The 24,187-nt window shown below is 36.6% G+C and carries 19 protein-coding genes and 2 pseudogenes; 13 read left to right on the top strand and 8 right to left on the bottom strand.

Features of this window, described 5'->3' with window-relative positions:
* Positions 1–11 precede the first annotated feature (11 nt).
* A complete protein-coding gene (gene dnaK / locus ATE47_RS10980) occupies positions 12–1,910 on the top strand; it encodes a molecular chaperone DnaK (protein WP_062162014.1) in 1,899 nt (632 codons plus the stop codon).
* A gap of 132 nt (positions 1,911–2,042) precedes the next feature.
* On the opposite strand, the gene ATE47_RS10975 is transcribed toward dnaK, so the two are convergent.
* The gene (locus ATE47_RS10975; protein WP_062162013.1) at positions 2,043–2,333 is read right to left on the bottom strand and encodes a helix-turn-helix domain-containing protein; all 291 of its coding nucleotides are present in this window, start codon (positions 2,331–2,333) and stop codon (positions 2,043–2,045) included.
* A gap of 192 nt (positions 2,334–2,525) precedes the next feature.
* On the opposite strand from ATE47_RS10975, the gene ccoN reads away from it, so the two are divergent.
* Complete coding sequence (gene ccoN / locus ATE47_RS10970; protein ID WP_062162012.1) at positions 2,526–4,805, top strand: cytochrome-c oxidase, cbb3-type subunit I; 2,280 nt, start codon at positions 2,526–2,528, stop codon at positions 4,803–4,805.
* A gap of 17 nt (positions 4,806–4,822) precedes the next feature.
* The gene (locus ATE47_RS10965) at positions 4,823–5,710 is read left to right on the top strand and encodes a cbb3-type cytochrome c oxidase N-terminal domain-containing protein (RefSeq protein ID WP_062162011.1); all 888 of its coding nucleotides are present in this window, start codon (positions 4,823–4,825) and stop codon (positions 5,708–5,710) included.
* 404 nt (positions 5,711–6,114) lie between these two features.
* Here the strand turns inward: ATE47_RS10965 and ATE47_RS10960 are convergent, their stop codons facing one another.
* The gene (locus tag ATE47_RS10960; protein ID WP_062162010.1) at positions 6,115–6,531 is read right to left on the bottom strand and encodes a DUF3788 domain-containing protein; all 417 of its coding nucleotides are present in this window, start codon (positions 6,529–6,531) and stop codon (positions 6,115–6,117) included.
* Between the two features lie 199 nt (positions 6,532–6,730).
* Here ATE47_RS10960 and ATE47_RS10955 point away from each other — a divergent pair.
* Positions 6,731–9,231 (top strand): annotated as a pseudogene (locus ATE47_RS10955) (cation-translocating P-type ATPase).
* A gap of 258 nt (positions 9,232–9,489) precedes the next feature.
* Positions 9,490–10,047, top strand: coding sequence for an inorganic diphosphatase (locus ATE47_RS10950; RefSeq protein WP_062162009.1), 558 nt, complete (start codon positions 9,490–9,492; stop codon positions 10,045–10,047).
* A 20-nt stretch (positions 10,048–10,067) separates the two neighbouring features.
* Here the strand turns inward: ATE47_RS10950 and ATE47_RS10945 are convergent, their stop codons facing one another.
* The 5 genes and pseudogenes from ATE47_RS10945 to ATE47_RS10925 form a co-directional block, all read right to left on the bottom strand.
* Positions 10,068–11,531: an SLC13 family permease gene (locus tag ATE47_RS10945; protein ID WP_062162008.1), complete on the bottom strand. Its 1,464-nt coding sequence runs from the start codon at positions 11,529–11,531 to the stop codon at positions 10,068–10,070.
* 46 nt (positions 11,532–11,577) lie between these two features.
* Entirely contained in the window at positions 11,578–12,636 is a 1,059-nt protein-coding gene (locus ATE47_RS10940; protein WP_062162007.1) for an MlaD family protein, read from the bottom strand.
* Positions 12,637–12,644: 8 nt separating this feature from the next.
* On the bottom strand, positions 12,645–13,421 hold the full coding sequence (locus ATE47_RS10935) for an ABC transporter ATP-binding protein (RefSeq protein ID WP_062162006.1): 777 nt from the start codon (positions 13,419–13,421) through the stop codon (positions 12,645–12,647).
* A pseudogene (locus ATE47_RS10930) lies at positions 13,421–14,185 on the bottom strand (MlaE family ABC transporter permease). The gene ATE47_RS10935 and the pseudogene ATE47_RS10930 overlap by 1 nt, the downstream one beginning before the upstream one ends.
* 63 nt (positions 14,186–14,248) lie before the next feature.
* A complete protein-coding gene (locus ATE47_RS10925) occupies positions 14,249–14,911 on the bottom strand; it encodes a BON domain-containing protein (protein WP_062162005.1) in 663 nt (220 codons plus the stop codon).
* Positions 14,912–15,141: 230 nt separating this feature from the next.
* Between ATE47_RS10925 and ATE47_RS10920 the strand changes: the two genes are divergently transcribed.
* The 8 genes from ATE47_RS10920 (at position 15,142) to ATE47_RS10885 (ending at position 23,360) form a co-directional block, all read left to right on the top strand.
* Positions 15,142–16,077 carry a 1-phosphofructokinase family hexose kinase gene (locus ATE47_RS10920; RefSeq protein ID WP_062162004.1) on the top strand — a complete coding sequence of 312 codons (936 nt, stop codon included), beginning with the start codon at positions 15,142–15,144 and terminating at the stop codon, positions 16,075–16,077.
* Between the two features lie 205 nt (positions 16,078–16,282).
* A complete protein-coding gene (locus ATE47_RS10915) occupies positions 16,283–17,659 on the top strand; it encodes a L,D-transpeptidase family protein (protein WP_062162003.1) in 1,377 nt (458 codons plus the stop codon).
* Positions 17,660–17,663: 4 nt separating this feature from the next.
* Positions 17,664–18,539, top strand: a complete 876-nt coding sequence (locus ATE47_RS10910; protein WP_062163520.1) for a universal stress protein — start codon at positions 17,664–17,666, stop codon at positions 18,537–18,539.
* 127 nt (positions 18,540–18,666) lie between these two features.
* Positions 18,667–19,878, top strand: a complete 1,212-nt coding sequence (locus tag ATE47_RS10905) for a PAS domain-containing sensor histidine kinase (RefSeq protein ID WP_062162002.1) — start codon at positions 18,667–18,669, stop codon at positions 19,876–19,878.
* A 5-nt stretch (positions 19,879–19,883) separates the two neighbouring features.
* A complete protein-coding gene (locus tag ATE47_RS10900; protein ID WP_062162001.1) occupies positions 19,884–20,936 on the top strand; it encodes a response regulator in 1,053 nt (350 codons plus the stop codon).
* Positions 20,937–20,979: 43 nt separating this feature from the next.
* On the top strand, positions 20,980–21,372 hold the full coding sequence (locus tag ATE47_RS10895; RefSeq protein WP_062162000.1) for a hypothetical protein: 393 nt from the start codon (positions 20,980–20,982) through the stop codon (positions 21,370–21,372).
* Positions 21,373–21,457: 85 nt separating this feature from the next.
* A complete protein-coding gene (locus ATE47_RS10890) occupies positions 21,458–21,889 on the top strand; it encodes an Hsp20/alpha crystallin family protein (protein WP_062161999.1) in 432 nt (143 codons plus the stop codon).
* Positions 21,890–21,992: 103 nt separating this feature from the next.
* Positions 21,993–23,360 (top strand): MBL fold metallo-hydrolase RNA specificity domain-containing protein, encoded by a 1,368-nt coding sequence (locus tag ATE47_RS10885; protein ID WP_062161998.1) that lies wholly within the window; start codon positions 21,993–21,995, stop codon positions 23,358–23,360.
* Between the two features lie 212 nt (positions 23,361–23,572).
* On the opposite strand, the gene ATE47_RS10880 is transcribed toward ATE47_RS10885, so the two are convergent.
* Positions 23,573–23,968, bottom strand: coding sequence for a DUF7674 family protein (locus ATE47_RS10880; protein ID WP_062161997.1), 396 nt, complete (start codon positions 23,966–23,968; stop codon positions 23,573–23,575).
* Positions 23,969–24,187 lie beyond the last annotated feature (219 nt).

Below are 24,187 nucleotides of genomic sequence, written 5' to 3'. Positions count from 1 at the left end.
AATATAATATTATGAGTAAAATAATTGGAATTGACTTAGGAACAACCAACTCTTGTGTTGCTGTAATGGAGGGTAAAGACCCTGTTGTTATTCCTAATGCAGAAGGAAAAAGAACAACTCCGTCTATTGTAGCATTCACGGAAGATGGTGAGAGGAAAGTGGGGGATCCTGCAAAAAGACAGGCTGTAACGAATCCAAAGAAAACAGTATATTCTATAAAAAGATTTATTGGAACTCATTTTAAAGATGACGGAAGTGAAATCGCAAGAGTTCCTTATGAAGTGGTAAAAGGACCAAACGATACGGTAAAAGTAAAAATCGACGATAGAGAATATACTCCACAGGAGATTTCAGCAATGACGCTTCAGAAAATGAAGAAAACTGCTGAGGATTATCTTGGTCAGGAAGTAACAAGAGCGGTAATCACTGTTCCTGCATACTTCAATGATGCACAAAGACAGGCTACTAAAGAAGCTGGTGAAATCGCTGGTCTTAAAGTAGAAAGAATTATCAACGAACCTACTGCTGCAGCGTTAGCTTACGGTTTGGATAAGAGCCATAAAGATCAGAAAATTGCTGTGTATGACCTTGGTGGTGGTACTTTCGATATCTCAATCCTTGATTTGGGTGATGGTGTATTCGAAGTATTGTCTACAAACGGTGACACGCACTTAGGAGGTGATGACTTTGATGATGTGATCATCAACTGGATGGCTGATGAATTCAAAGCTGAAGAAGGTGTAGATCTTAAATCTGATGCAATTGCATTACAAAGATTGAAAGAAGCTGCTGAAAAAGCAAAAATCGAATTGTCTTCTTCTACACAAACGGAAATCAACCTTCCATATATCACAGCTACGGCTACAGGACCTAAACACTTGGTGAAGTCCTTAACAAAGGCTAAATTCGAGCAATTATCTGCTGACCTTGTAAGAAGATCAATGGAGCCGGTTGCCAAAGCATTGAAAGATGCAGGGTTGTCAACTTCAGATATCGATGAGGTAATCTTGGTAGGTGGTTCTACAAGAATCCCGATTATCCAGGAAGAAGTAGAAAAATTCTTCGGTAAGAAGCCTTCAAAAGGAGTAAATCCGGATGAGGTTGTAGCCATCGGTGCAGCTATTCAGGGAGGTGTATTGACAGGTGATGTGAAAGACGTTCTTTTATTAGACGTTACGCCACTTTCTTTAGGTATCGAAACAATGGGTTCTGTTTTCACTAAATTAATTGAAGCAAACACTACAATCCCAACTAAAAAATCTGAAGTATTCTCTACAGCATCTGACAACCAGCCAGCTGTAAGCATCAGAGTAGGACAGGGAGAAAGACCAATGTTCAACGATAACAAAGAAATCGGTAGATTCGACCTTACAGATATTCCACCGGCACCAAGAGGTGTTCCTCAGATCGAAGTGACTTTCGATATCGATGCCAACGGTATTCTAAGTGTTTCTGCTAAAGATAAAGGAACAGGTAAAGAACAGACAATCAAAATCCAGGCGTCTTCAGGTCTTTCTGACGAAGAAATCGAAAGAATGAAAAAAGAAGCTCAGGAAAATGCTTCAGCCGATGCTAAGAAAAAAGAAGAGGTTGAAATTTTCAACAAAGCTGACGGATTGATCTTCCAGACTGAAAAACAATTGAAAGAGTTCGGTGATAAATTATCTGCAGACAAAAAAGCAGCAATCGAAACCGCTCACGCAGAATTGAAAACAGCCTTCGAAGCTAAAAACGGAGATGATGTAAAAGCTAAAACAGAAGCTTTGGATGCAGCATGGATGGCAGCTTCAGAAGAATTGTATGCAGCAGGACAAGGTGCTCAAGGTGCAGATGCAGGAGCTCAAAACCCTGGCGGAAACAATGCAGGAGGTGAAGATGTTCAGGATGCAGATTTTGAAGAAGTAAAATAATTATTGATTACCAATAATAACAAATAATTAAAAGCCGCTTTAAACGAATGTTTAAAGCGGCTTTTTTATGTTTACACTTTCCAGTTCAAACTTTTTATTGCTATTTTTTAACCAATATATTTGTGCTGCGTCTTATAAATATTCTTTAGGAATAGTAATACCATTTTTTTTCATATGCTCCAAAAGCCCATGATACTTATCCTCAAAACCATCGGCACATTTATGGGAAATACTGCAGATTTCGGAAGGTTTAATTTCAAGAATATCCGAGATCTTCGTAAGAATTTCCAGATTGATCTTTACTTTAGCGTTTTCGATATCAGAATAAGCTTTTTGCGAAATTCCCATTTCGAAAGCCATATATTCCTGGGTAAGATCCCTGCTCCTTCTTATTTTCCTGATGTTTTGACTGCAAATTTTCATTGTATTGCTTTTAGTAGTTTTCGGTATACTTTAGAAGCATATCTATTAGACTTACACAAAGTTAGTGAATACCTTTGTCAAAACATTATTACGCTACATGATATTTATTTTATTTAAGATTTGAGTTAAAAATTTATTACAAAGTCTTTTTTATTAAATAAAATATTACTTCAGAACAATACTATCGGAATTATGGAAACGCAGAAATTTAAGTATGACAATACTATTGTCAGGGCATTCCTGTATGCTACGATTGCATTCGGATTGGTAGGATTTTTATTAGGTCTTACGGCTGCACTGATGCTTTTTTACCCTGAACTGCCGGAATTCTTATTCGGAACGGATGATATAACGATTAAAAGTTTAGCTTCGGGAAATATTCAGGGATTGATTAATACACAAGGAGCATTGGGATTCGGAAGAATAAGAATGCTGCACACAAGCGCCGTAATTTTTGCTTTTGTCTGTAATTCCTTTTTCTGTGGTGCTTATTACAGCATGCAGAGATTGTTAAAAACAAGAATGTATAGTGATACATTGTCATGGATCCACTTCTGGACATGGCAAATCATGATTGTGAGCGTTGTAATTACCTTCCTGATGGGAATCAACACCTCAAAAGAATATGCTGAACACGAGTGGCCGCTTGATATTCTGATTACCATTTCATGGGTTGTTTTCGGGATTAATATGTTTGGGACGATTGCAAAAAGAAGGGTTCGGCATTTATATGTAGCCATTTGGTTTTACGTAGGAACCTGGATTGCCGTAGCCATGCTCCATATCTTCAATAATCTCGAAATTCCGCTATCTTTTACAAGCTGGAAATCATATTCGATTTATTCAGGAGCAAAAGATGCCTTGGTCCAGTGGTGGTATGGTCATAATGCAGTGGCATTTGTATTGACGACCCCTGTTTTAGGTTTGATGTATTATTTCTTACCAAAAGCTGCAGACAGACCGGTTTTCTCTTATAAATTATCAATTATCCACTTCTGGTCTCTGATCTTCGTATACCTTTGGGCGGGCCCGCATCACTTGCAGTATACCGCACTTCCGGCCTGGGCTCAGGCGGTGGGAACAGGTTTTTCCATCATGCTGATCGCTCCGTCCTGGGGAGGAATGCTGAATGGGCTTCTTACGCTGAGAGGAGCTTGGGATAAGGTAAGGGATAATCCTATTTTGAAGTTTTTTGTTGTAGCGGTTACCTGCTACGGAATGGCAACTTTTGAGGGCCCTTTATTAGCAACAAAATCTTTAAATAAAATAGGACATTACACAGACTGGGTCATCGGTCACGTACATATCGGAGCTCTTGGCTGGAATGGCTTCATGGCTTTTGGTATTGTGTATTACCTTATTCCGGTGATGTGGAAAACTCAGCTTTGGTCTAAAAAAATAGCCAACTGGCATTTTTGGCTGGGAACTTTAGGAATTATTTTCTACGCTGTTCCGATGTATATTTCAGGATTCACTCAAGGGCTAATGTGGAAGCAGTTTAATCCCGACGGAACTTTAGTCTGGAAAAACTGGCTGGATACCGTTACTGCAATTATTCCTTATTATAAAATGAGATTTTTAGGTGGGGTGTTTTATCTGTCAGGAGCAATTTTAATGGTCGTGAATGTGGTTAAAACCATTAAACAAGGTTCATTCCAGAAAAATGTTCCTGCAGAAGCACCTGCATTAGCCAATATCGGATCTGCAAGAAAAGAAGGTGAAGGAATACACTTATGGCTGGAAAGAACTCCGAAATTACTTTCAGTTCTGGCTTTCATTGCTATTGCAATTGGAGGTTTGGTAGAAATTATTCCGACATTAACTTTAAAACAAAGTGTACCGACCATAACTTCCGTAAAGCCATATTCTCCGTTAGAACTGGAAGGAAGAGATCTCTACATCCGTGAAGGCTGTAATTCATGTCATTCCCAGATGATCAGGCCATTCCGGGATGAAATTGTAAGATTTGAAGGAAAGAACGGACAGTATTCTAAAGCAGGAGAATTTGTTTATGACAGGCCATTCCTTTGGGGTTCAAAAAGAACCGGGCCGGATCTTCACAGAGAGGGCGGAAGAAATCCGGATTCATGGCACTTTAAACATATGTATAACCCAAGAATTACTTCTGCAGGTTCCATTATGCCACGTTTTCCATGGTTGATTACAAACAAACTGGACAGGACACAAATGGTCGATAAAATGAAATTAATGAAAAACTATTTTGATGTTCCGTATACAAAAGCAGAAATAGATTCTGCAAACCAGTGGGCAGATAATCAAGCAAAAGGCATTGTGACAAGAATTTATGCTGAAGCTACCGATGTGAAAGAACAGGTGGATAAAGATAAGACTACGAAAGGAGCATCGTTTGTTCCGCTTGAACAAAGGGAAATTATAGCCATGATTGCTTATCTGCAACGGCTGGGAACAGATATTAAAACGACTCAGATTCAAACTGCAAGCGTCAATTAATTTAAAACTGAATTAAAATGAAAACCAGAACCCCAATCTCCATATACATCCTTGTAACAGTAGGTTTAACGATCATGGCGTTCGAAATGTTCGCACACGATTCGGGATATTTTTCTTCAGCTTTTTTCTGGGGACTGATGTTGATTGTCATTATTTTGCTTTTAATTATGAATTCGATTGGAGATTTAATTGAAAACCAGAATTTCAGCAAATTATCCGACGAAGAAAAAGTGCAATATTTAAAGGAAAAAAATACACCCTATTTTCAAAAGCTTTGGAATTCTGCTTTCAAAAAGCAATCTGTCACAGAAGAAAAAGACATCCTGATTGATCATGGTTTCGACGGAATTACGGAACTCGACAATTCACTTCCAAAATGGTGGCTCGGTTTATTTTATTTCGGATTTATTTTTTGTGCTGTATATATGGTCGCTTTTGCCTTCACAGACTACGCCCATCCGGAAGCAGAATTAACAGCGGAAACAAAAACAATGCTTGCGTCCATTGCCGAATTTGAAAAAAATGCACCTCAGATCAATTTAGAAACTGCAAAATACAGTGCAGACAACATCGCAGAGGGTCAGGAATTATTCAAAACAAATTGCGTAACCTGCCATGGAGACGGCGGAAAAGGAGGCATCGGCCCAAATTTAACAGACAGACATTGGATTAATCACAAAGAAAAAAGTTTATTCAAAAATGTTTTCTGGATGTTGGAAAATGGTTCTCCAAACAACCCCACGATGCGCCCTTTCATAAAAGAAGGAACAATTACAGGAAAAGATGCTGAGAAAATTGCAGCGTATGTTTACCACATCAATCAGGAAACGGCTCCCATCACGCAGGCCAAAGGAGGCGCTGCACCACAAGGACAGGAAGTGGAGTGGGAAAACGGAAACAACTAAACTAATAACTCATATAATATACCATACCCCCTTTGAATAATTAAACTAACATTTGAATTTCATTTTTCTAAACCTTTTCAACATTAAAAAAATGATAAAAGGGGGTTTTAAAATAATCCATGCTTTGGCTGTCATCATCAACTATTCACTTGACAACTAGATAAACTAAATTCCATATATCGGCAGTCAAGGCAGGGTTTTTATTCTAATATTTTATTGACTTTTAAAATGATCCTTCAATTCCTGAGGGGTTTTCGTTCTTAAAGTATGGAATATGAGCCTTTTAAATGCAAAAGAATTGTAGTGCATTTTGCAATCATATCTCAGTATAATTGCGGGCTAATCATTTGCCAAAGGAACTGTAACGGGCTGCCATCCTTTACAGTCTTTTTTTGAACGGGATTTCAGTGGGCGATCTTTATTTCAATCAGTTTTTCAATATCTTTCAAATGTGATCTATCTCTGACCTCAATTCTTATTCCGCGTCCTTCTGCATGTATTTTTGCATTTATAAGTTCAGTTTTTATACTTTCTGAAATGTTACTTTCAAGTATTTTTTCAATCGCTTTTTGCCCAAAAACAAACGCTGCTTTAAAGAATTTTTCTCTTGGTAAAAGATATATTATAACCCGTTTTTTGTCTTTAACTCGGAGACTCCATCCAAATTTTTGCCCGGAAAAATGCCATTCTGACTTCGAATTGTGGTCATGTTCATGAGTGAATTTCTCAAGGCATTGCCATAGGTCATAGGTTTCACCTAAGGCTTCTTTCAGCTGATCTAATGTCGGAATTTCATCCTTAATGTTAAATATACTTTTCATTACATTCACAAAGTTAAAGGAGCTTTTAATAAAATCAAATAGATTTTTATTTCAACGATTCAGTTTGCTCAGTATAAATCTAAAAACATTCCAAAATATTCTATGATCAGTATCACGATGAAACTTGATTCTGGTCAGATATGGAAATTCAGTTTGTATAGAGATAATTGCTTATTTTTAGATAACCTATTTATTTGATATGTCTTATAACTTACCAGATGGTCTCGCAGGTCTTACAATAGATGAAGTGGAAGCCTCCAGACAACGATATGGATATAATCGGTTGGAGGGTATTCGTAAGAACACATGGTTTGATTTGCTGGTTGATATTTTAAAAGAACCAATGCTGATCTTGCTTATCATTATTTCACTTATATATGTGATTGTAGGAGATTATGGCGAGGCTGCTTTTATGTTTGTTGCAATTGTGGCGGTAGCCGCTATATCCTTTATCAGGATAACCGCAGCAAAAAAGCTTTAGAAGAACTTGAAAAACTCAACGAACCTTTAAGTACGGTTATCAGAAACTCAGAGGTAGTAGAAATTCCGACACATGAGATTGTGGTAGGTGATTTATGCATTACCGAGGAGGGTAGAATTATAAATGCTGATGGAAAGATTTTGCATAGTAATGATTTTTCCGTTAATGAATCCTCACTTACAGGAGAAAGCTTTTCGGTTTTCAAGGACAGCAACTCGGAGGATAATCTTGTATACAGCGGAACAGTTACGGTTTCAGGATTGGCCGTTTTTAAAGTAGAAAAAATAGGCTCAGAAACCCGTGTCGGAAAAATTGGACAATCAATACTGAATATAACAGAAGAAATTTCTCCATTGCAGATCCAGATCCGGAAGTTTGTAAAATGGATGGCAGTTGTCGGTATTGTTATTTTTTTGATGGTCTGCATATTCAGTTATATCAAAACAGGAGATCTTGTAACGAGCCTTCTTAGCGGATTAACATTGGCAATGTCTGTACTTCCCGAAGAAATTCCTGTGGCATTTACAACTTTTATGGCTTTAGGAGCCTGGAAACTGATGCGTCAGGGAATTATTATTAAGCGGAGCAGTATTGTAGAAACTCTGGGAAGCACCACGGTCATCTGTACCGATAAAACCGGCACTATTACTGAGAACTCAATGAAGCTTCAACATTTATACAATTACCTTTCCGATAAGATTTATGAAGAAAAGGAATTTAAAAATGATGATTTAAGTGAACTGATTAATTATGCAATGTGGGGCAGTGAGCCCGTCCCTTTTGACCCTATGGAAATTACCCTGCATAAAACATATCAGCAGACTCAAAAAAATGATGTAAGGAAAGAATATAAAATGTTCCATGAATATCCGCTTGAAGGCAAGCCTCCCATGATGACTCATCTTTTTGAAAACACAAGTAAAGACAGAATCATAGCCGCAAAAGGAGCTCCAGAAGCTATTTTAAGTGTTTCCCGGCTGTCAGAGACTGAAAAAGAAAAGATAAGAGCCATTATAAAATCATTTGGGCAGCAAGGCTACCGCGTTTTGGGAGTTGCGAAGTCTCATTTTGAAGGAAACAACTTTCCCAAAAGACAGCAGGATTTTATATTTGAATTTTTAGGGCTGACTGTATTTTTTGATCCTCCCAAAAAAGGAATTCAGAAAGTCTTTCAAAGTATTTATGATGCAGGGATTAAGGTAAAAGTCATTACAGGAGATAATGCAGATACAACGAATGCGATTGCGCTTCAGGCGGGAATTATTAATACTATTCCTGCAATTAATGGTAGTGATATTATAAAGTATTCTGAAGAAGAGCTGATGAAGATTTCAGAGCGTACCGTTCTGTTCACCAGAATGTTTCCCGATGCAAAACTTGCGGTAATAAATGCCTTGAAAAAGAAGGGCGAAGTGGTAGCGATGCTTGGTGATGGAGTAAATGACGGTCCTGCGTTAAAAGCTGCCCACATTGGCGTAGCAATGGGAAATAAAGGAACCGAAATTGCCAAATCAGCTGCTGCGCTGGTGATTACTAATGATGATTTAGAAAAATTGATTGTTGGAATCACTGCAGGAAGAAGAATTTATGCCAATATCAAAAAGGCAGTTCAATATATTATTTCCATTCATATTCCTATTATTCTGACGGTCTCTTTGCCATTGTTTTTGGGGTGGGCATTTCCGCAAATATTTACTCCGGTACACGTTATTTTTCTGGAGTTGGTGATGGGGCCGACCTGCTCTATAGTTTATGAAAATGAACCCATGGAAAGGAATACAATGAAACAGCCTCCAAGAGCTCTGGGAGATACTTTTTTAAGTTTAAATGAGCTGGGAATCAGTATTGTTCAAGGGTTGGTGATCACCTTGGGGATTCTATTTGTGTATCAATTTATAATACAGCACGATGGGAGTGAAGAAAAGACAAGGGCGATGGTTTTCAGTACTCTGATCTTTGCCAATATATTACTGAGTTTTGTCAATCGATCATTCTTTTATAGTGTGTTGGAAAGTTTCAGAAACCGTAATCCTTTACTCATCGGCATTTCTGCTTTAGTTCTAATGATGCTTTTAGTTATATTATACGTAAAGCCAATTTCTCTATTCTTTAAGGTGACATCACTCAATATAAGTGAACTAGGGATGACTATTTTCATCGCAGCTGTTTCTATTTTATGGTTTGAGGTCTATAAATATGTAAAAAGAAAGAAAAGATGAAACTATGATAAGCAAGTGTGGTAATAATTACCTTTAAAAAAGGATTGGCTTTAAACCGGTGTCTTCATCTAGCAATATCATTTTTTTTAGTGACTGATATCATTTCTTAGGGTGAATAATTTCATGAATTTTACACAAACAAATTAATAACCATGAAGATTATTGCTGCATGCAGTTTGTCTGACAAAATCTCAGAGGAAGAAGGGCACCCATTCAAGAGTGCTCTTCTTTTAGCTAAAAAATTAATACCTTAAGATAATGATAGGAAACCAACACCCATGGCATGACGTTTCACCAGGAGAGAATCTGCCACAAATAGTTACCGCTGTTATTGAAATACCCAGTGGCAGCCATACAAAATACGAAATTGACAAACAATCAGGACTGATAAGACTGGATAGGATTCTTTTATCCTCTATGTATTATCCTGCCAATTATGGAATCATACCACAGACTTATTACAGTGACGGAGATCCGTTAGATATTTTGGTTTTATGCTGGGAAAGCCTCGTTCCGCTAACCTTGGTTGAGGCAAGAGTGGTAGGAATACTGGAAATGACAGATGAGGATAAAAAAGACCATAAAATAATAGCTGTAGTCGAAAATGATTCCTCCCTGGCGCATGTTCATGATATTGAAGATCTGCCGGTTTACACGATTAATGGAATTCAGAATTTTTTTGAAGAATATAAAAAATTAGAAGGAAAAACTGTCGAGGTATTTGGTTTTAAAAATAAAGAAGAAGCTTTCGCTTGTATTGAAGAAAGTCTGATGATGTATGTCAAAGAAATCAAGCCTAAAATAAAAGAGGATTAATATAATATGATCCTTTGGTTTTATAATTTCATACCCGGCATCATGGGGATAAAAAACCAGCATACCAACGAAATGATGATTATACAAATGATATTAAGTACAAATCCTGTTTTCATCATCGTCTGAATTTGTATGTTGCCTCTTGCAAAGATTATTGCATTTGGAGGAGTTCCCATAGGAAGCATAGATGAGCAGCTTGCACTTAATGTCATTGGAATTCCAAGTAGAAGGGGATCAATGTGCAAAGACAAGGCTAGGGTAGTCACTACCGGCGAAAGGATCATCACTAAAGCCAGATTACTGATCACTTCGCTTAAAAAAATGGAAATGGCAGATATTGTCAGTATAATTAAAAGAAGATTATCTGCAGTAATGTAGGCCAGTCCGCTGGCCAACTCAGTGGCTAACTGTGATGCCTCAAGAGCATTGGCCAATGCAATCCCTCCTCCAAATAACAGCAGTATGTCCCACGCCATCTTTTGAGTATCGCGCCAAACAAGTAATCTTTCAGGTCTTCTGTTTTTTTTATTACCGGATGGAATTAAGAATAACAGAACAGCACTCAATAGGGCAATAACCGTGTCATCCAGTTCTAAAAAAGTTTGCCATTTGTTCAGCAGATCTTTTGAAATCCATAATAAAACGGTAAAAATGAAGATCAGCAGGACTCGTACTTCGGGTCTGCTTATTGCTCCCAACTGAAGTTGGGATTTTTTTATTGTGTCTGAGGCCTCATCATTGTGTTGGATATTATTAGGATACATGATTTTTACAAGTACTCCGTAAAGCATTAATAATAAAACTAAAGTCAGCGGTAAAAACAGCATCATCCAGTCAGAGAAGCCGATGGTGTAATTGAACCTGTCTTTAATATATCCCACATAAGCAACATTTGGAGGGGTTGCAATGACAGTACCCAGAGCAAAGTTGGAGGCATAAGCTATAGAAAGAAGAAGTGCCAAAGAAAAGTTTTGTGTATTTTTTTCATTTTTATTGTGATTCTTAACGACGTGGATGACTGATACGGCCAAAGGATACATCATCATGGTCGTCGCGGTATTACTAAGCCATAAACTGAGGAAACCCGTGGCCATAATAAACCCGAGGATAATGCGGTTTCCATTAGTTCCTGTAATTCTTATAATGCCAAGGGCTATTCTTTTGTGAAGGCTCCATTTTTCAATGGCTATTGCAATGAAAAAACCTCCCATAAATAAAAAAACGATTGGATCTGCATAGCTTTGAGCGACTTCTTTTATGGAAGAAATACCAAAAGCAGGAAATAAAATAAGAGGTATTAAAGCGGTAACAGGCATAGGCACCGCTTCAAATATCCACCAGATAATCATAAGAACAGCAACAGAAAGTACCTGGCTGGCGTGATGAGATAATGTAAAAGGATTAGTTATAAAACTCAATACACTTAGTAAAAGACCAATGATCAGGCCGATTTCTTTTCTGTGAATTTTGTAGTAGCTTGGCATGGCGGTAAGAATAAATGAATCATACTTTTGAATGGATTAACAATAATCATCTTTTTTGTCTTTCAGCTTCTTTTTTCTTTTTATTAAAATAGCCCCTTAACAAAAAGTTATTCTTCGCGGCGGCTTCTATTTCCCTGAGTTCATCGACACCTTTCCCAATATTGATAATCGTGGAATCTACGGAGCTGCCAAGTTTGGGATTATTAGTAAGCTTGGATAGCACATTCTCATCATTATTGATTTTTGAAGTAAACTGTATGAGATCATCCGAGCTTTTTTCAAGATTACGGACTGTTTTTTCTATTGAAATAGCCAAAGTATCGTTGGAAGACAGCTGAGAAAGCACATTATTTTTATCATTAAGTTTTGTAGTGAAAATACTGATTTCATGAGAGCTGTTCTGCAAGTTGGTAATGCTGCTTTCAATATTATTCGACCATTTCTTATCGGTAAATATTTTTGCAACCGTTCCGTTTTTATTATTCAGGATGGGAGTGAATTTTGCCAGTTCCTGAGCGCTTATCTGTAGATTTTCTATGGTTCTGTCAATTCTCGAAGCAAAATCTTTATCAGTCATTATTTTTGTTAATAAACTATTCTTGTTATTCATTTTAGCACTGAACTTGACAAGTTCATCAGTAATTGCTTTGGCGTTGTCGGCGCTTTGTTTTACACTTGAGAATAGATCATCTATTTCAATGGTTTTATAAGAAACAATCATATCATTATCTTTCACGATGGTAGTAGAGGTGGTACCGGGCGAAATAATAAGAATTTTATCACCCATTAATCCGTCTGATGCTATACTGGCAACCGCATCTGTTTTAATATATTTTTGTACATCCTTTCGGATTAATAACTTGACCACAACCAATGAATCTGAAACAAAATCTATTGTATTAACCGTTCCTATATTAATACCGGAAAGACGCACATTGCTGCCCTGCTTTAGCCCGCTCACATTCTTGAATTCCGAGCGCAAAACGAAATTAGAGCCAAACAGATTTCTGTTGACACCAATAAAGTAGATGGCTGTTATGAAAAGAAGGATACCTGCTGTAACAAATATTCCCAATTTCCAGTTGTTTGATGATTCATTGCTCATGGCTTTATTTATTTTTCAAAAAAAGATTTTACCCAATCATCGGCGTTGTTTTCTATGTCTTTATAGCTGCCTTCGGCTTTAATTAGACCGTCTTTCAGGACGATGATTCTGTCACCGGTATATTTTGCACAGGTTAAATCGTGTGTTATAATAATGGATGAGGTATGGTATTTTAGTTTGATATTTCGGATGAGCTCAATAATTTCACGGGCTGTGATCGTATCTAAACCTCCTGTTGGTTCATCATAAATTATTATTTCAGGATTAATGATTAATGCTCTTGCCAGTCCTATTCTCTTTCTCATTCCTCCGGATAGTTCTGCCGGTAACTGATCAATGGCTTCTTCCAGTCCTACGTTTTGTAATGCTTCTTTAACAGCAGACTCCATTTCCTGTTGAGTAAGATTCTTATGATTGTGCTGTAGTGTAAATATCAAATTCTCCTTAACGGTCATGGAATCGTATAAGGCACCGTTTTGAAACAAAAAACCGATTTTCATCCGGATCCGGTTAAGTTCTTCTTCATTGAGTTTTGTTATATCTTCTCCCAATATTAGTATTTCTCCTTTATCCACTTTGGTAAGGCCGACCAGGCATTTAACCGCAACTGATTTACCCGAGCCGGATCTCCCCAATATGACCAGATTTTCTCCTCTGTTAACGGTAAAGCTGATGCCGTTCAATACCTTATTACTGCCATATGATTTGTAAACATTTTTAAATTCTATCAATGGTTCACAGCTTGGCAATTCCTGATATTCAGTGGTAGATTTCTTGTTTTCCATTACAATTCAAATAATAAATCGGTTACCTGTACGGCTATCAGATCAATAATAAAAATCATCAAAGAGGCGGTGACTACTCCTGAATTGGCTGCTTTTCCCACGCCTTTTGTTCCGCCCGAAGCATTAAACCCTTCATAGCAGCCAATAATCCCAATAAAAAAACCAAAGAAAAAGGTTTTGATGATAGCCGGTACAATATCAGCATATTCCAAGGATTCAAAAACATGGGCAAAATAATGCTGGATATTGCTTTCTCCGTGCATATTGATGCCGATGAAACCACCCATAATCCCGATCAGATCAGCATAAATTACTAAAACAGGGATCATTAATGTTGTAGCCAGGGTTCTGGTCACCACCAGATACCGATACGGATTGATTGCTGACACTTCCATAGCATCAATTTGTTCTGTTACTTTCATGGATCCTAATTCTGCACCAATGCCTGATGATACTCTTCCGGCGCAAATTAATGCCGTAATAACCGGAGCAATCTCTCTTATTAACGAAAGTGAAACCATTCCGGGTATCAGGGACTCTGCACCAAACCTTGCCATAGCCGGACGCGACTGTATGGTGAGTACCAATCCCATAATAAAGGCTGTTATCGTTACTAATGGTAACGACTGGTAGCCCACAACAAAACACTGTTTGATAAACTCTTTCCACTCAAATCCCGGCTTAAGAATTTCTTTAAAAAACCGGCTGGAGAACTAAACTATATTGCCTACAAGACTAAGGTTTCTTTTAAAATAGGTTTCCATGATGTTATGTTGATAAATATTTATATGCATTTTACAATGCCTAAGAGATAGGATACTTATGAATTAAAGATCATACTCATAATCCACTGTTAGCTCATTTTTTACATCTTGTATACCGGGAGCTTTCCAGACAATGCGGCCGGCCTCTTCCTTTTGATGCCAGGTGTGTACTGTCCCTGACAATGTAACTGTTTTGCCAGATACTGATACGTTGATCTCACTGCTGTCAATGGAGCTTCTCTCAAGGGCCTTTTCAATGTCTTGTTTATCAATATGATCCTTAATTTCGGGATTGATAGTGATGTTATTATAAATACCCTTTACCCCGGGAAGATATCTTACGGCATTTTCTGTAATGTCACGTAGATAATCCCAGGACACCTCACCATCTAAATCTACCCATCCATTTTCAACTTTTACCGTTATTTTTTCTTCGGGAATAAATGTATTCGATTCAAATGCAGCGACAATTTCACTGGCAATTTCTGCATCAGTTTTTGACCGAGGATCGGGTAATCTGACTTCGATATTTTCCACTAAAACCTTTACTCCCGAAACATTTTTTGCGGCATGTTCTGCCTGTAGTTTTTTCGCATAGCTGTCCACAGGTCCTGTAAGGGTTACAATTCCGTTTTTTACAATAACTCCTATTTCTGCTGAATGAAGGAGAGGCTCCCATTTCATGGCATCCTGAACATCTTTTTGTAATTCTGCATCTGTTTTCATGTTGGTATAAATTTTATATTTCAAAGGTCAGGAAACCTTATTGAAAATAGGATGATAGAGGTCACGAGGAAATGTGATGTTGATCAAATTAAATATTTGGCAGTATGTCTTTTATTGTTGAAATTTGAATAATAGAAGCAATATTTTTTGACTGTCTGTTACTTGTATTTGTCCAACGGATTTGTTGGTATTATATGCCTTAGAATTCTATAATATTAAAAAAATAAGAAATGAAAAAATCTGTTTTAACAATCACATTAAACCCGTCGGTAGACAAGAGCAGCAGTGTTCAAAACATCGTTCCGGAAAAGAAATTACGCTGTAATTCTCCTAAGTATGAGGCTGGAGGAGGTGGAGTTAATGTATCCAGGGGCCTAAAAAGATTGGGAATAGTATCAGATGTCTTTTTTACTTCGGGTGGCAGAACCGGTAGATTGCTTGAAGATTTGCTTCAAGCCGAGCAGTTGAATATATCACCATTCCATATTGGTGAAGAGACCAGGGAAAATTTTATGGTTCTGGATACGGCCAGTAACAAACAGTATAGATTTGGATTCCCTGGAGAAAGGCTAACGCAGGCAGAACAGAAGAAAATTTTAACCAGAATAATGGTAATGAACCCGTTTCCGGACTTTGTGGTTATCAGCGGCAGTTTGCCGGCGGAAACCGATCAGGATTTTATAAGACAGCTTGTGGGTACATGTAAGTCAAAGGGAAGTAAGGTAATTATTGATACATCAGGGGAAGCTCTGAAAACAGCAGTGGAAGAAGGTGTTTTTTTAATAAAACCCAATATAGGAGAACTGGCTGCTTTGGTAGGAAAGGAAAAGCTGGAAGAGACGGATGTAGACGAAGCAGCCCAATTTATAATTTCACAGGGAAAAGCTGAAATAGTGGTAGTATCATTAGGATCTCGGGGAGCTGTTCTATTTTCTGCTAATGAAAAAATTCAAATTGCAGCACCAGATGTAGAAGTAAAAAGTACGGTTGGTGCCGGGGACAGCATGGTTGCCGGAATGCTTTCTGTTTTAATACAAGACGGCAATTATAAAGAAATCCTGTCTATGGGAATCGCGTGTGGATCTGCCACTACAATGGCCGAAGGAACAGGACTTTTTAAAAAAGAAAATGTAGAGCGATTATATAAAGAAATTCAAAAACAATAAATACAGTTTTATTTAAAAAAAAAATATAAACCTGCATACATACATTTGCTATTCTCAATGAGTTAAGATTTTCTTTGGTAATTTTGATTTTTTATACCCTCTAGTATTTTTAAAACTAAAACAACTATAAGATCATTTTTTTACGTGACAGGAATCATTATTTAGGAAGGACATAATTTGGAAATTTGCTACAAATATTCAGATTATGAAAGCTTTATTAACCTTCACAACGAGTCTTTTCTGCGCAGTGATGCTACTGGCTCAGGATTTGAAAACGAGTAACCCGATTACTTCCTTACTTGCAGAAAATACTAACCTCACAAAACTGCATTATCCTCAATCGGTGATCCGCTTTTATGCAAAAAATAATACTGAATATGCATGGTTCGATGCCGGAGAAAAGTCGGGTCAGTCTGAACTGGCGATGCTATTGCTGGAGTATTCCTATCGTTTTGGATTGTCACTATCTGACTATCATCTGGATGTTATTTCTCTGGAAAAATTAAGAAAGCTGAGAGATAAACCCACAGAAACGACTCAAAAAGAAAAAGCAATGTTTGATATTCTCATGACAGATGCTCTTATTACTTTCATTAATAACCTTCATTTTGGAAAATATAATCCTTCCTACAGTTCATCCTATATTGATACAAATGATATTAAAGAATTTCGCGCAGAGAATGTACTGCAGTATGCCAGACAGCATGTAGATTTTCTTAAGGTGATCGTTGATGTTCAGCCTACAATCAAAGCGTATACAGACTTTCAGGATTATTTGAATGCACTTTATGCAGAAAATGATTGTATAACGCCCCAATCGGAAACACAAAAAATCATCATTAATATGGAGCGTCTCAGATGGATTAATAACCAAAATATCCCGTATATTTTAGTAAATATTCCTTCTTATACGTTAGAATTTCACCAAAAAGACAGTGTATCTGATTTTAAAGTTATTATAGGAAAACCGTCAACCAAAACTCCGGTTTTGGAAAGCAATATTAATTATTTTACAACAGCCCCCGACTGGAAGGTTCCTCAAGGCATATTCGTGAAAGAAATGCTGCCGAAAATCCTGAAAAACAGCAGTTATCTGGCAGATCACCACTATTCAGTTTATGATAAACATGGTAATGAGGTGGAAATAACTTCATCTAAATTAAAAGAAATCCGTCAAAATCCCTACAAATATAGCATAAGACAATCTTCGGGATGTGATAATGCATTAGGAGCGGTGGTTTTTAGATTTGAGAACTCTTATGGAGTATATCTTCATGATACTTCTCAGAAACAATTGTTTAATAAAAGCGAGAGGGCTTTGAGCCACGGTTGCATTCGTGTTGAAAATGCAAAAGAACTCGCATCTCTGATCTTGAAAAATGATGGATCTAAAAATCTGATCCCCAATTTAGAAAATGCAATGGCTGAGTACAAAAGAAAAGATTTTGTTTTGAAACAGCCGGTTCCTATCATCATTACTTATCTGACCCGCCTAATAAAAGACGGAAAACCGATATTCTATAAAGATATTTACCATTTTGATGATTCGCTCGAAAATAAATTTAACCAAAATAAATATTAAAATTATGAGAACTATTGTAGTACCTACAGACTATTCAAAACCAGCGAGAAATGCTGCATTTTATGCACTTTATCTGGCTAATGCTCTAAAGTGTAATATTGATTTGTGCCATGCCTTTGCACTGCCGGTTGATAGTCCTATGCTTGGACAGACTGCGTGGGCCTTATATGAATATCCTGCGTTGCAGGACGAAAATAGCAAAGAGCTGAAAAAGCTGGCAAAAAGCCTGGAAAATAAAGCAAAAACCTTATGGGGAGATGAGGCTTTCCCTTTTCATCCTACCATCCAGCAGATCTGTGAAGGGAGTGATGTTGTCCAGCTGGTCAATAGTACAGCCGCTGATAATAAAACCTTATTAATTGTAATGGGAATGCAGGGAGCCGGAATGCTTACCCGTTTTATTTTTGGAAGCAACAGCATTAAGATGATTAAAAATACACAGCATCCGCTTCTGTTAATTCCTCAAAATCATCAATATAAAGGATTAAAAAAGATCGCTTTTGCAACAGATCTTAATAAGAAGGATATAAAGACCGCCCAATCTTTAATAAAGTTTGCAGATTACTTTGACGCTGAACTTCTGATTACCCATATCATTCAGAGTAATAATGATGTGATAGAAGACACAGCGTATGAGCACAAAAAAGAATTGTTTTTAAAAAATCTTGATGGCAAAATTTGCTATAACTGTATTTACAGCGAAAATATAGATTATGGTTTAGAAATACTAAAAAATAAAGATATTGACATGCTGATCATGGGACATCATTACAGAGGTTTTTTTGATGGGTTTATCCAGGGCAGCCATGCCGTAAGACAGGCAAATGAATTGGAAATTCCATTATTAATCATTCCTGAAGGTGGGCATATTTATTTTTAATTATTTAAAATTTAACACCCAAAATGTATTAATTCATATTAAAGTTACTATTATTTAAATATAACATTTTTCATATCAGATGTGATGGTTGTCCTAAAATTCATACCTTTATGGTAACACATACGCTATGGAAAGTGCCAAACTATTGCAGGCCATTATTGAAACGGCTATTGACGGTATTATAACTATTGATAACAGGGGGAGAATAGAAAGTCTGAATCCCTCTGCATTAAAAATTTTCGGATATGAAGAAGAAGAAGAATTAATAGGGAAAAATATTTCAATATTAATGCCTGAGCCGGATAAAAGCCGACACGATGGTTATCTGCATCATTATCAAAGTACGGGTGAAAAAAAGATCATCGGAAAGGGCAGGGAAGTTAAAGGATTAAGAAAAGACGGGTCACAATTTCCTTTCAGGCTTGCCGTAAGCGAAGTGCAATATCAGGACAGAATAATTTATACAGGCTTTATCCATGATCTTTCCAAAGAAAAAGAGGCGGAAGAATCTCTTAAAAGGTATGCCGGTGAACTTGAAGAATTAGTAGAAAACAGGACCAAATCCCTGAAGAAGATGCTTCATGAACTGGAACTGGCAAAGGAAGAGGCCAACATATCACTGGAAAAAGAAAAATATCTTAACAAAATGAAAAGTCGTTTTGTGTCCATGGCATCACACGAATTCCGAACTCCTTTAAGTTCTATGCAGCTTTCTGCCGTACTTATTGAAAAATATCTTCAAACTTCAGACAATATCCAAATATTAAAACATCTTCATAAGATAAAAAATGCAATTGCCAGTCTGAATTCCATTCTCAATGATTTTCTTTCCTTAGAAAAATTGGATACTGGGATTGTAAAACCTCATTTTGACTCATTTGATATTGTTAAGTTTTCAGAAGAACTTACTGATGAAATGCAGCTTATAACCAAAGAAGATCAAATTATTATCTATCAGCACACAGGATCAGAAAGTGAAATAAATCTCGATCAAAACTTATTAAGAAATTGTTTAATGAACTTAATGAGCAATGCCATAAAATATTCGGGAGAACATACGTTGATTGAATTCTCTACAGAAATAAATGAAGACAGGTATGTATTTTCCGTAAAAGATAATGGAATAGGAATACCTGAGGAAGATCAATCCGGCCTTTTTCAGGCTTTTTTCAGAGCCCATAATACAGGAAATATTCCCGGAACAGGATTAGGTCTTAATATTGTGCAGCGGTATGTAAATCTTATGAATGGCAGGATCCATTTTGAAAGTAAATCAGGCGAAAGAACCGAGTTTACCTTAGCATTCCAGAAAAATTCAGATAATAGTACTCCAATTTAGTTCCAATGGAAAAAACACGCATATTGATAATCGAAGATAATGACGATATCCGCGAAAGCACTTCGGAAATCCTTCAGCTTGCCAGTTATGAAGTATTTCAGGCTTCTAATGGTAAACAGGGAGTAGAGCTGGCTATTAAACATATCCCGGATGTGATATTATGCGATATTATGATGCCGGAACTTGACGGATATGGGGTTTTGCATCTTTTAGGCAAAAGAGAAGATACTGCGCTCATACCTTTTATTTTTATAACCGCAAAAACAGACCGTGTAGAAATCCGAAAAGGAATAGAAATGGGTGCGGATGACTATCTTACTAAACCTTTTGATGATATAGAACTTCTCAGTGCTATTGAAAGCCGATTAAAAAAGAAAGAACGTCAGAAAAGCCTTTACAGCAATATTCTTACTCAAATGACCAATTTATTTCATGGTTCACACGGACTTGATGAATTAAAGAAATCTTTTGATGAACGAAAAGTGAAATCCTTTAAAAAGAAGCAAATTATATATTACGAGGGAGATACTGCAAATGCTGTCTACTTAATTATATCCGGTTCAGTAAAAACAACAAAAATGACCGAAGACGGGAAAGAGCTTATGACAGCAGTCTACGGCCCGGAAGAATATTTTGGAATCACTTCCTTATTTGCCGGAAAAGAATATAAAGAGACGGCTGAAGTATTGGAAGATGCCACCTTATGCTCAGTTCCCAGAGAAGTTATTGATCAATTACTGTATAAATATCCTGATGTGGCAGAAAAATTCATCAAAATTCTTGCACAAAATGTTATTACCCACGAAGAACAGTTATTGCAGCTTGCTTATTTTTCTGTAAGAAAAAGAATGGCAGAAGTACTGCTTAAACTTCATGCAAAGCATCCTCACGCCGAAAATTTTGAAGTTTCAAGAGAAAACCTTGCTTCTATGGCCGGAATGGCTATTGAAACGGTAAGCAGAATTCTCAGTGATTTTAAAGAAGAAAATTTAATAGACAGGAGTGCCGGGAAGATTACCATACTTGATGCTTTAAGACTTCAAAAGCTTAAAAACTAATCTCTATCACTTTTTATAATGATTTCATGCATTTATCAGTTCTATGCAGTTCAATACATTTGAAGATAGAACAGATGATATGAAAGTCGTAGTTTATAATATCAGCCAGGAAGATAAAAAGCTTCTTGCTTTGGCTAATCGTAAAAAACATAAAATTACGATTATAGTAGATCCTTTAAGTGAAGCCACAGTCCATTTTGCAGAAGCGAAAAATGCTGTCATAATCATTGACCAGGAAAACCCGGTTTCAAATAGTCTTATTTTGAAACTTATATCCTTTGGGATTAAATATTTTATATTCAGATTCCAGGAACAAGTTCCCGTGGGTTTATCAATAATTCAGGATTCCGGATTGAAATACATTACCGTTCCAGACTCAAAATTAGCCGTTTCCTCAATAATTGAAATTCTCGATGCCTGGGAAAAAAGTGATTAACATCATTTCAAAACGTCACGATAATCATGATTTAAAAATTATTTCAATTATACCTTTGGAGTATAAACCTTAAAATAATTTCATTATGAAAGCTCTAGAAAAAAACAATCCATCAAATGAATCTTACTCATTAGAATCTCTTCTGGAGGATTTTTGGAAGAATGATGATCCGGCTAATCAGCCGATGAAAACTGAGCCAACAGTTAACATTATTGATAAAAATGGTGTCTATAAGATAAAAGTTTCAGCTCCGGGATTTAAGAAAAAAGATTTCAAAGTATCCGTTGAAGACGGATCACTGATCATCAGTGCCGAAACCGGTGCCGAGAAAAAAGAAGAAAAAGAAAATTATGTAAGAAAAGAATTTTCAGCTTCCTCATTTACCCGCAGCTTCCGTTTACCTGCTAGTATTAGTTTAGGCCATATAAAAGCCAATTATAAAGGTGGATTATTAAATATTACTATTAGTAAAACTAATCTGGATAAAAAAGAAGTAAAAGAGATCAAAATACGCTAAAATTTTTAGTTTTAATTCATAAAACCCTGTTGTGCATTTAGGATTATTCAAGTGTCAGAGCCGAAATAGGCCAATGCGAAACAGGGTTTAAAAAATAAAAAAAATGGATACTATCATTCTAAAATCTCTTGGAGGAGCCGAAACAGTTACGGGATCCAAACATTTATTAAAGACCTCAGAACTTAATATATTAGTTGATTGCGGGTTGTTTCAGGGAATTAAATCTTTGCGTGAACAAAACTGGGAACCGTTACATGTCGATGTAGCAGAAATAGATATTGTAATCCTTACCCATGCCCATCTTGATCATTGCGGTTATATTCCTCTTCTTGTAAAAAACGGGTTTAAAGGTAAAATTTATATGACTGAACCTACCAAAGAATTGGCAAAATTGATCTTACTTGATAGTGCAAAACTGCAGGAAGAGGATGCGGAGAAAGCAAATTATCACCATTATACCAAACACAATCCCGCAAAACCACTGTACACGATACATGATGCTGAAAAGTCTTTTAAACAATTTTTTACAGTTAGTGAAAACTCCTTTATTAAACTTAGTGATCATATCCAATGCAGGTTCAAACCCTGCGGGCATATCATTGGAGCCTGTTCTGTAGAAATAGTATGTTTTGAGAAAACGATCATTTTTTCAGGAGATATCGGGCGGACTCACAGTGCGATTTTGCCTCCCCCTGATTTTTTTACCAAAGCAAATTTTATAGTGATGGAATCTACTTACGGAGACAGACTTCATGACAATACCAATTTGTATGATAAGTTGGAACACTGGATCAATCTCACTGTTAAAAACCACGGTAATATAATTATTCCCAGTTTTGCGGTGGGCAGAGCACAGGAGCTGATTTATATTCTTTATCAACTCAAGGAACAGAATAGGATACCTTACAATCTTCCTGTAATTATGGATAGTCCAATGGCTGCTTCTGCAACAGATATTTTGGTTGAATATGCTGAATACACGACTGTTAATAAAGAAAAATGGCTGGAGATTATCGAACAGATGAATATCAATAGAGAATATGCGGATACTGCAGAAATCATTCATGACAAACAAAGTAAAATAATAATTGCCGGCAGTGGTATGATGACAGGAGGTCGTGTTCTTGAATATTTAAAGCATGATGTCGGAAACAGCCGGAATACAGTATTAATTGTAGGATTTCAGGCAGAAGGTACTCGTGGAAGAGCATTGCTTAACGAATCTCATGAGTTGAAAATTCACGGAAAATACTATCCCGTAAAAGCAAATATTGTTGAATTGACGGGATTATCGGCGCATGCAGACCAATCTGAACTTATTGAATGGATCAAGAATTTTGAACAGCCGCTTCAACAAATAATGCTTGTTCACGGTGAACCCTCCGCGCAAGAAGCATTACGTGTGAAAATTCAAACGGAGCTGCAGATACCAGTAAAAATTCTAATAAAAGATAAGGAATTCGTTTTATGACCGAATATAATTAATTATTGCAGTAAAATTATCCTCTCTGTAATAATAATTAATAGTCTCTAAAGGTTTTGCTAATTCTTTACTTTATTGGAAATCTGAGCGATAAAAAAACTGATTGAAACAGCAGCAGTGTAATAATTCTTATTTTCATTTTTACAAATATAAAAAAATTCCCCAGACAAAATCCGGGGAGCTAATTTTAAATTCAAATCTTACTTACCAAAGAAAATTTTATCCTGCTTTCTCTGATCATTATAAATGACCTGGAAGCTTACAGGCATGTATTGGTAAAGCAATTTCCAATCTCCAATTTTTGCATGTTTTTTAAAGCTCTCGAAAGACCTTACAAAAAGATTTTCAATGATATCTCTTACATAGGAATTCCCGTTTCTGTAGATCCAGTCCATCAGTTTGATGTGATGGGCAATGATATTGATCTTGGATTCCAGCAAAAGATCTTTCAGATAATTGATGGTCGCCTGGATTGCTCCTGCGAAATTGTCCTGTACAGACAATTGTGTAATTTCGTTTCTAAGTGGTGGATAGAAAAATTTTAAATACTCAATGGCTATTTTTTGATTAATAGTTTGCATTTGTACATTCATCATAATTAATATTTTTCGGACAGTTGATAGAGCGGCTAAAATTATACCAAACTTACAAACTGACATTAAAAATAAATATATTTTAATCACTTTAACGTGAGTTGTATTCGTTGTGTGGTACCCCTGTTGATCGGCGTTTCAAAGCTTTTCAAGAAAGGTGTTGTAAGATTTAAATTTACAAAATGTTGATTTTTAAAGGATTGTCTTTTCCTTGACTTTAAC

Origin of the sequence: Chryseobacterium sp. IHB B 17019, assembly GCF_001456155.1 — a bacterium.
Lineage (GTDB): Bacteria > Bacteroidota > Bacteroidia > Flavobacteriales > Weeksellaceae > Chryseobacterium.
This window is presented reverse-complemented; position numbering and strand designations above follow the sequence as displayed.